The organism is Ruegeria sp. BG6 (assembly GCF_056538465.1).
The window spans coordinates 1-14403 of sequence record NZ_JBQFTB010000008.1 but is presented as its reverse complement, the minus strand read 5'-3'; the positions used below and the strand labels follow the sequence as shown (position 1 = coordinate 14403).

At 56.7% G+C, this 14403-nt stretch carries 13 protein-coding genes; 6 read left to right on the top strand and 7 right to left on the bottom strand.

Annotation, left to right across the window (positions count from 1 at the left end):
* Positions 1–46: 46 nt before the first annotated feature.
* Positions 47–1051 (bottom strand): TRAP transporter substrate-binding protein DctP, encoded by a 1005-nt coding sequence (gene dctP, locus ACR0JW_RS14660; RefSeq protein WP_170681167.1) that lies wholly within the window; start codon positions 1049–1051, stop codon positions 47–49.
* A 177-nt stretch (positions 1052–1228) separates the two neighbouring features.
* Here dctP and ACR0JW_RS14655 point away from each other — a divergent pair, with 177 nt between their 5' ends.
* Complete coding sequence (locus ACR0JW_RS14655; RefSeq protein ID WP_480714117.1) at positions 1229–1441, top strand: hypothetical protein; 213 nt, start codon at positions 1229–1231, stop codon at positions 1439–1441.
* Here ACR0JW_RS14655 and ACR0JW_RS14650 read toward each other — a convergent pair.
* From ACR0JW_RS14650 to ACR0JW_RS14640, 3 genes are read right to left on the bottom strand one after another with little or no spacing between them, the layout of a single operon-like run.
* Complete coding sequence (locus tag ACR0JW_RS14650; RefSeq protein ID WP_170681163.1) at positions 1429–2451, bottom strand: histone deacetylase family protein; 1023 nt, start codon at positions 2449–2451, stop codon at positions 1429–1431. The two genes, ACR0JW_RS14655 and ACR0JW_RS14650, sit on opposite strands and share 13 nt — an antisense overlap.
* A 9-nt stretch (positions 2452–2460) precedes the next feature.
* Positions 2461–3390, bottom strand: coding sequence for a 3,5-dioxohexanoate:acetyl-CoA acetone transferase (gene kce / locus ACR0JW_RS14645; RefSeq protein WP_170681161.1), 930 nt, complete (start codon positions 3388–3390; stop codon positions 2461–2463).
* 2 nt (positions 3391–3392) lie between these two features.
* The gene (locus ACR0JW_RS14640) at positions 3393–4733 is read right to left on the bottom strand and encodes an aminotransferase family protein (protein ID WP_170681478.1); all 1341 of its coding nucleotides are present in this window, start codon (positions 4731–4733) and stop codon (positions 3393–3395) included.
* A 108-nt stretch (positions 4734–4841) separates the two neighbouring features.
* On the opposite strand from ACR0JW_RS14640, the gene ACR0JW_RS14635 reads away from it, so the two are divergent.
* From ACR0JW_RS14635 to ACR0JW_RS14615, 5 genes are all read left to right on the top strand, one after another.
* The gene (locus ACR0JW_RS14635) at positions 4842–5801 is read left to right on the top strand and encodes a LysR family transcriptional regulator (RefSeq protein ID WP_170681159.1); all 960 of its coding nucleotides are present in this window, start codon (positions 4842–4844) and stop codon (positions 5799–5801) included.
* 184 nt (positions 5802–5985) lie between these two features.
* On the top strand, positions 5986–6870 hold the full coding sequence (locus tag ACR0JW_RS14630) for a MurR/RpiR family transcriptional regulator (RefSeq protein ID WP_170611449.1): 885 nt from the start codon (positions 5986–5988) through the stop codon (positions 6868–6870).
* A gap of 2 nt (positions 6871–6872) precedes the next feature.
* On the top strand, positions 6873–7715 hold the full coding sequence (locus ACR0JW_RS14625; RefSeq protein WP_170681157.1) for a carbon-nitrogen hydrolase family protein: 843 nt from the start codon (positions 6873–6875) through the stop codon (positions 7713–7715).
* A gap of 174 nt (positions 7716–7889) precedes the next feature.
* Positions 7890–10274: a GcvT family protein gene (locus ACR0JW_RS14620; RefSeq protein WP_170825037.1), complete on the top strand. Its 2385-nt coding sequence runs from the start codon at positions 7890–7892 to the stop codon at positions 10272–10274.
* A 125-nt stretch (positions 10275–10399) separates the two neighbouring features.
* Complete coding sequence (locus tag ACR0JW_RS14615; protein WP_480714116.1) at positions 10400–12376, top strand: CocE/NonD family hydrolase; 1977 nt, start codon at positions 10400–10402, stop codon at positions 12374–12376.
* 164 nt (positions 12377–12540) lie between these two features.
* Here ACR0JW_RS14615 and ACR0JW_RS14610 read toward each other — a convergent pair whose 3' ends face one another.
* The 3 genes from ACR0JW_RS14610 to ACR0JW_RS14600 all read right to left on the bottom strand — a co-directional run.
* Positions 12541–12861 (bottom strand): TylF/MycF/NovP-related O-methyltransferase, encoded by a 321-nt coding sequence (locus tag ACR0JW_RS14610; RefSeq protein ID WP_480714161.1) that lies wholly within the window; start codon positions 12859–12861, stop codon positions 12541–12543.
* 5 nt (positions 12862–12866) lie between these two features.
* Complete coding sequence (locus ACR0JW_RS14605; RefSeq protein WP_480714115.1) at positions 12867–13838, bottom strand: MBOAT family O-acyltransferase; 972 nt, start codon at positions 13836–13838, stop codon at positions 12867–12869.
* 158 nt (positions 13839–13996) lie between these two features.
* On the bottom strand, positions 13997–14403 hold a 407-nt coding region (locus ACR0JW_RS14600; RefSeq protein WP_480714114.1), incomplete at its 5' end, for a GDP-mannose 4,6-dehydratase.

Below are 14403 nucleotides of genomic sequence, written 5' to 3'. Positions count from 1 at the left end.
AGAAAAAGGGCCGGCAAGTTTGCCGGCCCACCTGAGTTTCAGACTATCAGTTTTTGCTTGCAAGCAAACGGTCAATCACATCCTGACCGACGCTTTGCGCCATCATGGGCCAGATATTTTCCTGAATGTGGGCAGCCATTGCGGCCTGCTCTTCTTCGTTCAGGGACAGGATAGTATAGCCTTTTTCGATCAACTTCTCCCCAAAGGCCGCATCGTTGTCGCGGTTATACTGGAAGAAGTCGTCGGACGCCTTGGTCATTGCGGCCTGCAATGCCGCACGCTGCTCGTCGTTCAGCTTGTCCAGTGTACGCTGCGAGGCATAGAACGTAGTCAGTTCCGAGATCGAATTGTACTCTACGAAATGCGTGCCGACATCCGACTGCGCGAAGATCGAGTAGGTTGCCGTTTTGGTGCAGCAGATCGCGCCGTCAACGATACCGGACTGGATCGCGGGGAAAATGTCGCCCCATGCCATGGTCGTGGCCTTGTAGCCAAGTGCTTCTACCATGGCTTTCACAGCCGGAGACGACCAGACCCGAATGTTCATGCCTTTGTCGTCAAAGGTGTTCCAGTTGGTCGGCTCCTGCGTGGCCACGATGCCGACAAACCCTTCGGGGTTCTGGGCCATCACGCTCACACCATACTCGTCGGTGATTTCCTGCAGGATCTTGTTATATTCGGAATCCATGTTGCGCATGATGTTGTTCATGTCGTCCCAGCCACCCACGAGGAAGGGCATCGACAGAAACTCCAGGCGCGGATCGGTGTCGGCATAGATAAAGGCCGCCGCCAGATCGATGTTGCCGCGGGCCACGTCTTCAAACAGCGCCTCGCCCGAGCCCAGCTGGTTTGCGGGGAACACTTCGATCTTCAGACCGACATTCGCCGCCGCGACGTCTGCCGCAACCTGTTCCATCATCTTTGTACCCTGATGGTCGATTGGGAAAACACCGGCAAACCGCAAAGTCATATCTTCGGCGAATGCAGCGGTGGCCATCAGCGCGCTGGTGGCGCCAATGACCAGCCCTTTGGCCAGTTTGTAGAATTTCATGAGAATTTTCCTCCCTTTGGGGTTTTTGCCCTTGAACACCGGGCTTTTAGAATCGTTTTGGCCAGCAGCATCGCCACGTGGCCAGTTCTTAATATTTTGTTATCACTAAAGCTGGAATTTATCATCTGCAATTTGTTTTTGCGAATCTTTTTCGATTGAAACATCTGAAAGGCGAATTTGGCCGACGAAAAACATTTTGATTTCAACCCTGTGGATGTGAGCCCGCCAATAATTGTTGCAGGCCCACGCGTCGCCGGTGGATTTGAACTGAAACCCGAACAGCTATGGATCGCACTCATTCGGACCACTCCATTGGCACCGGACGTTGCAACAATTGCAGATCGTCATCTTGCTGAATCCCCCCGGGCGTTTCAACATCAACCTGAGTAACCGGACAGAAATGCGTTCAGATTTTCACCCAGTTCATCGCAAAGATAGCCCCCCTCCTGCACGATGACGGTCGGAACGGCCAACTCATTCAGCTTCTCCGCAATTCTGGTGAAGCCCGGCGTTGATACCGCCAGTCCGCCAAACGGATCACCTTCGAAAGCGTCGAGGCCCAGCGCGATCACGACAGCGCCCGGCGCAAAGGCCCGGACATGTTCAAGCCCGCTTTCCAGCCCCTTCATGAACCCGTCATCCCCGGTTCCGCGTGGTAGGGGAATATTGAGGTTATAACCAAATCCGGCGCCCTCACCGCGTTCATGCGCGTGGCCCCAGAAGAACGGATAGAACCGCGCGGGATCCGCGTGGATGGAAAGCGTGAAGACGTCACTGCGTTCATAGAAAATGCCCTGCGTACCGTTTCCATGGTGCAGATCCACATCGATGATCGCCACGCGGTCATGCTGCTTTCGTAGGTATTGCGCCGCGATTGCGCTGTTGTTGAGATAACAGAACCCACCCGCCAGATCGCTGAAACAGTGATGCCCGGGCGGGCGGCACATCGCATAGGCGACATCGTCGCCTTCGCTCACGGCCTGCGCTGCAGAAACAGCGCAGTTCGCAGACCAGCGCGACGCTTCCCAGGTGTGCTCTCCGATAGGACAAGACATATCCGCGATGTGGTATCCCGCTTGCGCCACGGCGGATAACGGATAGCTCGCCGTGCGGCGGTCGGGATGAATGTTCGGGAAAATCTCTGGCGCCGCATCCGAAATACGTTGCCAGCGCGGGTAAACCGTCGACAGAAACTTCAGATAAGCCGGAGTGTGGACCGCCGCAATCGGACCCAGGCCATGATCCTCGGCGGCCAGAATGTCATGCCCGCCTGTCGCAACCCCATCCAGAAACCGTTCCAGCCGTTCAGGTTTTTCCGGATTGGGCTGCATGAGGCCATTCACCAGAAATCCCGAAGGGAAATGTTGGCGCTGTTTTTCCTGATCAACAAAGACTTTCATGCCATCCCCCTAAAACGCGACCTGATCCGCGCCTTTTAGCCCCAGTGTTTCGCGTACATCCGTGGGTGTTGCGACATCGAACCCCAATTCTTCGACAATGCGTCGAATTTTCTGCACCTGCTGCGCATTGCTTGTGGCCAGTTCGCCTTTCGCGATCATCAGGTTGTCTTCCAGCCCGACGCGCACGTTCCCTCCCAGCACCACGCTTATTGTCCCCAAAGGCATCTGCTGGCGCCCGGCAGCGAGAACGGAAAACTGGTACTGATCACCCAGCAAACGGTCCGCGGTTGATTTCATGTGCATCAAGTTCTCGGGGCTGGCATCCATACCGCCAAAGACACCCATGACAAACTGAAGGAAGACGGGTGCCTTGATCCGTTTTTTCCGAAGATAGTAGGCGACGGTCTGGATGTGACCAACGTCGTAGCACTCCAGCTCGAACCGTGTTCCGCACCCATCCCCCATCAGCGTGAAAAGACGCTCGATATCATGAAACGTGTTCTTGAAAACATTGTCGCGAGAGTTTTCCAGAAATGGCTCTTCCCAGTCGTGTTGCCAGTCCGAGAAACGTTCGCGCATCGGGAAAAGACCGAAATTCATTGACCCCATGTTGAGCGAACACATCTCGGGCGACAGTTGCGACGGAGCGGACAGGCGCTCTTCGATCGTCATCTGCGAACTACCACCTGTCGTGATGTTGATGACCGCATCTGTAGCCTGTTTGATGCGCGGCAAAAACTGCCGGAATACGCCGATATCCGCGCTTGGCTTTCCGGTTTCCGGGTCGCGCGCGTGAAGATGCAACACCGAGGCCCCTGCTTCAGCTGCCCCGATAGCCGCAGTCGCGATCTCATCCGTTGTCACCGGCAGATACGGGCTCATGCTGGGGGTGTGGATCGATCCCGTGACCGCACAGGTTATGATGATTTTTCTTGTCATACTCAGCTCTCCAGCCCGGCTTCCCGCGCAAATACGGAAAGGCTGTCATCCAGAATGTTCAGAATGTCGCCAACCTGATCTTCGGTTACGATCATCGGCGGGCAAATCAGGAAATGATCCCCTTCCAGCCCGCCCCTGGTCCGGCGGGAATAGGTGATCAGACCCCGGTCGTAGCAGATGTCCACAAACCGGGAATACGCATCCAGTTGCTTGGGAAGAGGCGTCATGTTGTTGCGATCCGAAACCATTTCAAACGCCATCAGCAAACCTTTGCCCCGCACATCGCCGATGAAGGAATAGCGTCCCATCAACTCGTGCAGCCCGGCCATCAGAACACCACCCATCCGGGTCGCGTTCTCAAGCAGATTCAGGCGTTCGATTTCACCCAGCACAGCCAGTCCCGCCGCGCAGGCCAGCGGGTTGCCTGCATAGGTGTGACCGTGCGCAAAACCGCCAGCGGCCAGGACGGCGTCCACCATCCGTTCGTCGGCAATCATCGCGCCCAGCGGCGCATAACCGGCAGCAAAGCCCTTGGACACGGCGGCCAGGTCCGGACGAACATCCCAATGTTCGGACGCCATGAATTTGCCCGTCCGGCCAACGCCGGACATGACTTCGTCCATGATCAAAAGGATACCGAATTCGTCGCAGACTTCCCGGATGCGGCGATAATAGCTGTCCGGTGCAACCAACGCTCCGGTCGACGCGCCACCCACCGGTTCCATGATAAAGGCCAGTACGGTCTCAGGACCCTGAGCGATGATCTCATCCCTTAGCATCTCGGCGTATTTCAAACCGCGCGCGTCATCGGACAGGTTGTCATTGTCCAGATAGCAACGCGGTGCCGGGATCTTGGGCATGTCCTGAAACATTGGCCGAAACACGTCTACCAAGGGCCCGTACCCGGTCAGTGCAAGCGCACCCAAGGTGCTTCCGTGGTAGGAAGGGAACCGCGAAATCACTTTCCATCTGTCCTGCTGCCCGGTGGCGACCGCCCATTGCCGCGCAAACTTCACGCAGGATTCAACCGCTTCTGAGCCACCCGACACAAAGAAGACCCGGTTCAGACCGCCCGGCATGCGCGCGGCGATGGCTGACGCGAGGTCTTCGGCCGGGGCGTTTTCGAAATGGAGCCTGTAAGCGAACGTGGCGCTGTCCATTTGCGCCTTCATCGCAGCCAGAACGTTCGGGTTCGAATGTCCAATGTTGCTGACCATCGCACCGGATGAGCCATCAATGTACCGTCGGCCTTCCGCATCCCAGAAATAGATCCCTTCGGCACGGTCGACCTGAGGCCGCCGGAGACGGGATTGATAGAACAAATTCGATTTCTGCACTGACAGGCCTCCGAGAATCCCTGAACGTATCAGGACGACAAGAAGATGTTGCGCGCAGATCCGTCATAGACCAAATAGATAATGTGAATAGCCATCATTGATCTGGTTAATGCCATGAAAGAGACCAAGGCGGAAAGACTGGCGCGGGAACTGGACTGGAACCTGCTGCGCACCTTCATGTTCATCGTCCAGGAAGGTAGCCTGACCAGCGCAGCCAACCGGCTGAGATTGCGCCAGCCGACGATAAGCCAGGCCTTGCAGCGGCTTGAAGCCCGCACCGGCACCAAGCTGATCGAGCGCAGTCCGTCAAGCTTTCGGGTCACGCCGGCCGGCGAAACCCTGTATCAGGAATGTGTTGAAGTGTTCGGAACCATCACGCGCGCCGTGCAGACAGCCCAAACCACACGGGATCATCTGACCGGTCAGGTCTCCATCGCCACAACCAGCCGAATTGAAAGCCCTTTCTACGACAGGGTTCTGTCTGATTTTCACGAACAGAATCCCAACGTGACATTTGAAATCAACGTCATGTCCAGCGCAAACGTCCAGCGCAGTGTTCTGGAGAAGAACGCGGCCGTGGGCTTTTGCCTGGCCAACGAAATTCACCCCAGACTGAATCACGAGATCATGTATAGATCTTTCTTCAGCTTCTTTTGCGGACCGACGCATCCTCTTTTTGGGCAAGCGGATTTGAAGCTGAGCGATCTGAGAGAGTATTCGTCCGTTTCCTTCAAAACCGACCAGTTGTGGGATGCCCTAAGGCCGGTGGCCCTTTTGCGGGCGCAGCAGGCGCTGGACAAGAAGGTTATCGGATACACGTCTAATCTGGACGAGGCCTTGCGGATGATCATTGCCGGGCTGGGGTTTGGCCCCCTGCCCGTCCACTTCGCCCGTCAATATGTGGCGCAGGGCAAACTCTGGCGCCTGCCGCCTTACACCAACGAACCGGTGATCGATTTTTTTATGGTCCACCACAGTAACGCGCGTTTGAACCCCGCAGAATTCGCCTTTCTTGAAATGTTGAAGGCCAGAATATCCAGTACTCCGCTGAGCAAACGCACATACTCGGACTGACATGCCGACACCGCGACACAGGGCATCGTCCGGCTCGGCTGTTTTCAAATGATACAGTTGTCGCGAAATATTGCACGAACGTGAAAATCATCCTAGCATCGCGCTCAGGCTGTTGGGTTCGGGCCACTATCAATGTACCCGGAAACATCAACGTGAGCAACCTCCTGTTCTGAGCACTTGTAGTATGAGCGATTATCAGCAAATCGGCGAACGCCTGAGGGACCTTTACCCCGACCTTCCCCGCGTTCTGAAAATCGTCGCGACCTATATGCTTGAGCATCCGGGCGACATCGCGACACTGTCCATGCGCCGTGTGGCAACAAATGCGGGCGTTTCCCTGCCGAATTTTTCCCGCATGGCAAAAATCCTGGGGTACGAGACCTATAGCGAACTGCGCGACGTCTATCGCAAACAGGTGCAGCAGCACGACATCAAAGATTACCATCTGCGCGCCGTCACAATGAGCGACTCGGAAGACAGCCGCAGCAACATCAGGTTCTGGGAACAGTTGCGCGACGCAGCCCTGACCAACGTATCTTCTCTGTTCGAAGCCAACGACCCGGAACACATCGCCGAGATCGCCCGCATGTTGAGCAAAAGCAGACATGTCTATCTGGTGGGAATGCAGGCTTCGCAAACCCACGCGTCTTACCTGCACTATCTGGCGGGAATGACTAGCGGCAAATTCCGCCTGCTTCAGGCCGCGGGCGGTGTTCTGGCCGACTCAATCACCGATATCTCGGAAAAGGACACCGTGATAACAATCAGCCTGCAACCTTGCGCCAACGCGGCCATTCAGGTGTCCGAATTTGCACAGGAACGAAAGGCGAAGGTGATCGCAATCACCGACAGCCCCGCGTCGCCTATTGCGATCATGGCAGATCACACACTGCTGGCTCAGGATCAGGCCCCGTTTTTCTTTGGCTCCTTTGCCGGCGTAACGGTGCTGATCGAGGCACTGATCGGGTTCTTCACGATCGAGGAACGGGCCAGCGCAACAGACAGAATCAAACAGATTGAAGCGGATCGCATCAGGCTGGGCGAGTATTGGAAGGACAAGGAAGTCTGACAATGTCGAAGGAAGAAACACTGACAATTCTGGCGTGTCAGATCCGCATTCCGCAAACGAACTCGGCGCAGGAACGCGACGATCATCTGGCGCAATCCACGCAGAGAGTATCCAAGGAACTGGCCGCCCGGCCTGCGGACCTGGTGGTCTTGCCCGAATTGTCGAGCATAGATTATTCCCGCGCGGCGTTTTCGCGTCTGGACGATATTGCCGAACCCCTGGACGGTGCTTCATTCCGCGCGTGGCGTGATGTGGCGCTAAAGTTCGGCGTTTTCGTTTCCTACAGCTTCGCGCGCAGAGGGACAGACGGCAACTATATCTCGATTGCGGTTGTGGGACCGGACGGCAATCTTGTCGGGCATTATGACAAACTACATCTGGCCCAATACGGCGCCTCGATGGAGAAAGAGTATTTTGAGCGCGGCGCGCATCTGCTGACTTACGAAGTCCGTGGGTTCAGGATCGCCCCTATCATTTGCTACGACATCCGCATTCCCGAGCTATGCCGTACCCTGGTTGTCGACAGGGGTGTTGATCTGATAACCCATTGCGGCGCCTATTTCCGGGACGAATCCTTCCCCACCTGGCACGCCTTCGCGACCACCCGAGCGATGGAGAACCAAATTTTCCTGATGTCACTCAACCGCGCCGGTGAGCAGTATGGAAATTCGCTGTTCTGCTGGCCCTGGATGGACGAAAACAATGGCCCCGTCGCGTTTCCACAGCATGAAGAAGCCTTGAAACACATCGTTTTGGAACGATCCGTTCTGAATCAGGCCCGCACCGATTATTCTTTCCTGAGGGACCGGCTGGAAGACTATGATCGTCTTCCGACCCTGACCTAACAAACCTCGCAATACGCCAACGATTGGCTCAGGACCGCTCGGGAAATTCCCGGAATGGTGGTAAACTTTACGCTTGTTCACAAAATTTAACGAATGATAAAATTGGTTAGACTATTTTTTCAAATTTAATATTCTGAAAAAATTGGCTTTGAATCAGAATCACAGGAAAGCGAAATGACTGTCCCAGGCCACGCTTCAGTTATTGTTATCGGCGGTGGAATTATGGGGTGCTCGACCCTTTACCACCTGGCAAAAATGGGGGTCGGCGATGCGATCCTGCTGGAACGCAACAAGCTGACCAGCGGTACGACGTGGCACTCTGCTGCACAGGTTCGCGCCCTTCGCCATTCGCAGAACTTGACCCGGATGATCCAGTATTCGGTCGACCTTTATTCCCGGCTTGAACAGGAAACGGGCCAGAATGTTGGCTGGATCCAGAAAGGCAGCCTGTCCATCGCCACCTCGGACGGGCGCCTGACACATATCCGACGGCAAGAGGCGCTGGCCAAAGCCTATGGTGTCACAGCGCAATCCATCAGCGCAGGCGAGGCCAAGGAACGCTGGCCGCTGATGAATGCCGAAGATGTCATCGGCGCTGTCTGGTCGCCGGACGACGGCCGTGTCAGCCCTTCGGACGTGTGCGCCGCACTGATCAAGGCTGCGAAAGGTTTGGGCGCAAGGATTTTCGAGGATACCGGGGTCACTGGCATCCTGACTGAAAATGGCCGCATCAAGGGCGTTGAAACAACGGCAGGTACGATCACATGCGATGCCATTGCGTTGTGCACCGGGCTTTGGTCACGCCAAGTGGGCGCCATGGCCGGCGCCGCCGTGCCTGCTCTCGCCTGCGAACATTTCTACCTGCTGACCAAGCCAATCGACGGAATTGTCGGAAATACTCCAACGCTCAGCGACCACGACAGCCATCTGTACATCCGCGACGATTCAGGCGGCTTGCTGGTGGGTTGCTTTGAACCCATGGGCAAACCGGTGAAACCCGGCATCCTTGATGAAAACTTTGAATTCAGCCTACTGCCCGAGGACTGGGACCATTTCGAGCCGATGATGATGAACGCGCTGCACCGGTTACCGGCGCTTGAGACGGCCGAGGTCAAAATGCTGCTCAACGGGCCCGAGAGCTTTACCCCGGACGGCATGTTCATGCTGGGCGAGACGGCGGAGACACGCGGGCTCTATCTGGGCTGTGGTCTGAACTCGGTCGGGATCGCTTCGGGTGGCGGCGCCGGGATGAACCTGGCACATTGCATCGTTCATGGGCACACGGCGTATGATTTGGGCGAAGCGGATGCCAAACGTTTTGCGCCTGTGTTCAACTCGCTGGATCATCTGATGGCCCGGGCGCCGGAAATTCTGGGAACCCACTACGAAATCGCCTATCCCGGCCGTCAGCTCACAACCGCGCGGAACCTGCGTGCCCTGCCGCTCGAGACGGAATACAAAGCAGCGGGCGCGCATTTTGGCCAGTTTTATGGCTGGGAGCGCCCGCTCTACTTCGGAAAAACCGCCGAGCCCGCAATGAGTTTCGGCAAACCCGACTGGTTCGAAAACGTGGCGAATGAAGTCAAAGCCGCGCACGAGCAAGCGGCTGTCTTCGATGCGTCATCGTACGGCAAGATCGAGGTTGAAGGCCCGGATGCCGAGGCGTTCCTGCAACATACATGCGCGTCCAACATGGCCAAACCGCCGGGCAGTGCCGTCTATACTGCAGTACTGAATGAACGCGGCACATATGAAAGCGACATTACCGCCCATCGGATTGCCGATAAACACTATCGCCTGTTCGTCGGCACCAATGCGATCAAACGGGACCTGGCCTGGTTCTGCCGCCACTCGGAAGGGTTTGATGTGACCCTGACCGACAGCACCGAGGACTACGCCGTTCTGGGCCTGATGGGTCCTGACGCCGCACGGATCATCACCGAGGCCGGTGCGCCCGAACTGACCAGACTGGGCTATTTCAAGGTCGGTCCCGCGCACATCGCCGGATGCCATGTTCGGGCCGTGCGCATGTCATATGTCGGGGAACCGGGCTGGGAAATCACCATGCGCGCCGAAAACGCCCCCGCGGTTTATGCAGCGCTGACGGCAGCGGGCGCAAAACCGGCGGGCCTGTACGCCCAGACCGCCATGCGGATCGAAAAGGGATTTGCCGCCATGGGTCATGAGCTGGACAGCGACACGTCCCCTGTCGAGGCCGGGCTGGACAGTCTGGTGTCGAAGAAGAAGCCCTTTATCGGTTCCGAAGCGCTGGCGCAGCGGCGCGAAACGAGTTCACGCCATCTGGTCACGGTGATCATCGACGACGAGGCGGCGGTGCCACTGGGACATGAGCCCATCTACGCCGGAGACGAGATTGTGGGTCATACGATGTCCGCCGATTTTGGCTATCGTATCGGCAAGCCGGTTGCACTCGCCCATGTCAAACTGAAAGACGCTGATGGCGTCAGGGTCCAGCTTGACATAGCCGGCAGTCGGTTTGCGGCGAAACTTCAATATGCGTGTGCGTTTGATCCGGAAGGCGCACGGATGCGCAGCTAAGACGCCACCGCGCCGCGGTAAAAAAACCCGGCGCGGTGGAACCGAAACATGTAAAACGTCGCCAAGTTCCGAATTCACTGGTATCCGGGTAGGCAAGCCGGTCGCAGAAAGGGTGACGTCCGAAAATGCCAGTTGAAATCATCGAAAACACATGGATACCACTAGCGGACGGGCGAAAGCTTGCCGCAAGGATCTGGTTGCCGGAAACAGGGCCGTCCCCTGCGATTCTGGAGTACCTTCCGTACCGAAAGCGTGATGGGACTGCGCCGCGGGATGAAACCACCCATCCTGTGTTTGCCAAGGCCGGGTATGCCTGCATCCGGGTCGACATCGCCGGAACCGGCGACAGCGAAGGCCAGTTCGATGATGAATATTCCGAGCAGGAACTCAGCGACGGCGAAGCCGTTCTGAACTGGATCGCAGCACAGGACTGGTGCGACGGAAACGTCGGCATGATCGGAATTTCCTGGGGCGGGTTCAACGGGTTGCAACTGGCTTTCCGCCGTCCTGCCGCGTTGAAAGCGGTCGTCAGTGTCGCCTCGACAGTTGATCGTTACGCCGACGACATTCATTTCATGGGCGGGTGCCTGCTCAGCGACAACGTCAACTGGGGGTGCCAGATGTTCGCCTACCTGACGCGCCCCGCTGACCCCGCTTTGCGACCAGATTGGCGCGAGGACTGGCTGAAACGGCTTGAAAACGTGCCATTTTCAGCCGCCGACTGGCTGCGCCATCCCACCCGAGATGGGTTTTGGAAACATGGCTCGGTCTGTGAAGACTGGTCAGCCATTCAGGCCCCCGTTTTGGCAATCACCGGCTGGGCGGACGCCTATGTCAACGCGCCCCCCGCGCTGGCCGCCAATCTTGAAGTATCCGCTAAGGCTATAATCGGACCCTGGGAACACCGCTATCCGCATATTGCCAAACTGGATGCCGGGGACTTCCACTCGGAAGTCATCAGGTGGTTCGACCGATGGCTGAAAGGGCAACAGAACGGGGCCGAGGATCTGCCCGCCTATCGGACGTATATGCAGCAACATTTCAATCCGACCAAGGAAAACAAGCCAAGACAGGGGCACTGGATCGCCGAAAACCAATGGCCCTCACCCAATGTAGGTACCCAGCACTGGCACCTGCGACCGGGTGGATTTGCGGACGCTCCTTTCGCCGAAAAAGCGACGGTGGCCAGCCCCTCGCATATCGGACAAGCAGGCGGGTATTTCTGTCCGGGCATGCGGATAGATAACGAGTTGTCCGAGGATCAATCTCAGGATGACGCACTGTCACTTTGCTTCGACAGCACAGCAATGCAAAAACCGCTAGACCTGTTGGGGCGCGCCCGGTTGAAACTGTCCTTCACCGTGGACAAGCCGGTGGCGCAACTGGTCGCGCGTCTGTGTGACGTTGCCCCCGACGGAACGTCGCAGCGGATTACCTACCGCGCGCTGAACCTGACGCATCACAACAGCCATGAAACGCCCGAGGCCCTGGTACCCGGCAAGGTCTATGAAGCGGAAATCGTATTGAACGAATGCGCCCACCGCCTACTACCGGGACACATCTTGCGTCTGGCGCTGTCTACCTCATATTGGCCAATAGTCTGGCCCGCACCCGACGCTGCACAAGTGACGCTGCTGCTGGAACACTCAGCCCTGCTGTTGCCTGTGCGGGACGTACACGAGGAAATCGCACCATCAAATCCCGGGCCGGTTCAGGATTATCCGACACTTCAGGCCAGTCAACTGCGGCCACCTTCTGGACGTTCGGAGCGCTCGGTGGAAGACGACGGAACCGTGGTCCTTACGACATTTGACGATTACGGCAAGGCCACCGATCCTTATCATGGCATGACAGTTGGCAGCCATGTGGCCATGCGTTACGCGATCCACCCGGACGATCCGACAACGGCACAGTACAAAGCCAATTGGTCATTTACGTTCGCACGAGGCGATTGGCAGGTTGAGATACATACGGAAGGCCAGATGACCTGTGATGAGCAGAATTTTTTCCTGGAAAGAAAACTGCACGCGACCGAAGGCTCCGAAAAATCCGAAGTCCTGACAAAGGAATGGCGCGAGACAATCCCGCGTGGACTTCTTTGACAATACTGGTCACGGCAAGGCGACGGCCGCGGAACCTCGCCGGTCCTTCTGCAGGGTCTGCTTCAAAAGACTGCACCCTATGGCAACAACAAGACCGGTTCTGACACCCTTTGCATGCAGAAAGTACCGGACACGTGACGCGCCACGTGTCCGGCATACAAATCTCAGGTTTTCAGGATCAAGCCCTGACCTGTCGGCAGAGACAAAATGTGAAAGTTCATCTCCCGGCTCAGCTCATCCATCGCCTGTTTCTGCAGCTCGAACCCTTTCTGAGCATAGTCATCCAGAAGCACAATTCCACCGGGCACGATTCTGTCCCAAACGAACCGCAAGGCGTCTATTTCCGGTGCAGGGTTATTCAGGTCGATATGAACAGATGCCAGTTGTTCGCTCGTCAACTGATCCAGCGTGTCAGGAATAAAGCCAACCACAATCTTGGTGTTTTTGAATTCCGCAAAATTCGCGCGAACTTCATCGGCGCTGATCGCGTTTATGTGCTGTTGGCCACGAGCACCAAAAATACCAACAGCAGGAAGGTGAACAACATACTAGAGAGCCAGCCAATTCTATTGGGGCGTTTCCAGATGCGGTCGCGGACCGGCCGTGGAACCAAGCCGAAGAAAAGACCAATCGCGAAGATCGCCATGACTTCATTGCTGACCGTCAGAAAGAACTCGGGGGATATCACGCCATCCCCCGAGGCGCCGAACATGTGGCCAAGGTAGTCAACCGCGTCACCCAACGTCTCGGCCCGGAAGAACACCCAACCGATCAGCACCACGAGCAACGTGTAGACTCGTGCAAAAACAATCTGACGGGGTTTGCCAAAGAACCGCTCAAGCGTCAGAAAACTACCGTGCCACAGGCCCCAGATGACAAAGTTCCACGCGGCACCATGCCAGATACCGGTCGCAAGAAAGACAATCAGCAGATTGATGACCGTACGGACCTGACCGTGACGGTTTCCGCCCAGTGGAATGTACAGATAGTCGCGAAACCAGCTGGACAATGACATATGCCAACGCCGCCAGAACTCGGTCATGGACTTGGACACATATGGGTCGCGGAAGTTGGTTGGAAATTTGAACCCGAAAAACAGACCCAGTCCGATCGCCATGTTCGAATATCCGGCAAAATCGAAGAAGATCTGAAGGGCATAGGCCACAGCGCCCAGCCACGCTTCCCCCATGTCCAACGCTGGCCCGAGTGAAAAAGCGTGGTCTGCAATTGGTGCGACCTTATCTGCGATGATGACCTTTGACGCCAGGCCCAGGACGAAGAGCTTGGCCCCAACCGAGCGCCTGCTGCCGGTATCAAGCCGCTTTCCCATCTGCGTCACAACGGACCCAAAGCGCACAATTGGGCCGGCAATCAGCTGCGGGGAAAAGAATGATATACAGTGCTGTACGCAACAACGTCGGGGACTGGTATTTTTCTTCGTTGCTATGACGATACACGTCAACCAGTTGCGAGATTGCCTGAAACATAAAGCACGATATGCCCAATGAAAGGGCAATTGTCAGCTCGGGCAGGAATCCGGTCGCAGCGACGTAAGGCAATGCGTGGCGTACCCAAGGACTTCACCTTTTTGAAACTCCAGATTGAAGATTAACCCGCGCATCACCCCTGCTCCTTTTTTGCCCAAATGCTGAATTGGTTGAGGCCGTCCCTGACGGAGACCTGTGGGGACCAGTTCAGCAGGCGGCGTGCCTTCGAGATATCGGCCAGAGCATAGCGAATGTCGCCGGCGCGGAAGTCGCCGGTGACTTGGACGCCGTTGCGCGCGTCCCCGACAAGGTCGATCAATTGCCGGGCCACGTCGATGATGGTCGCCGCCTCGCCCACGCCGATATCCACGATCTGATCCGAGAAACTGCCCAGCGCGACGGTGCTGGCAAAGGCGCGCACAACGTCGTCGACATAGACAAAATCGCGAGTGATGTCGCCGTCCTCGAAGATGTTGAGCGTCTTGCCCTGCATGATCTGGTCGGCAAAGATCGAGATCACGCCGGTATAGGGGTTCGACA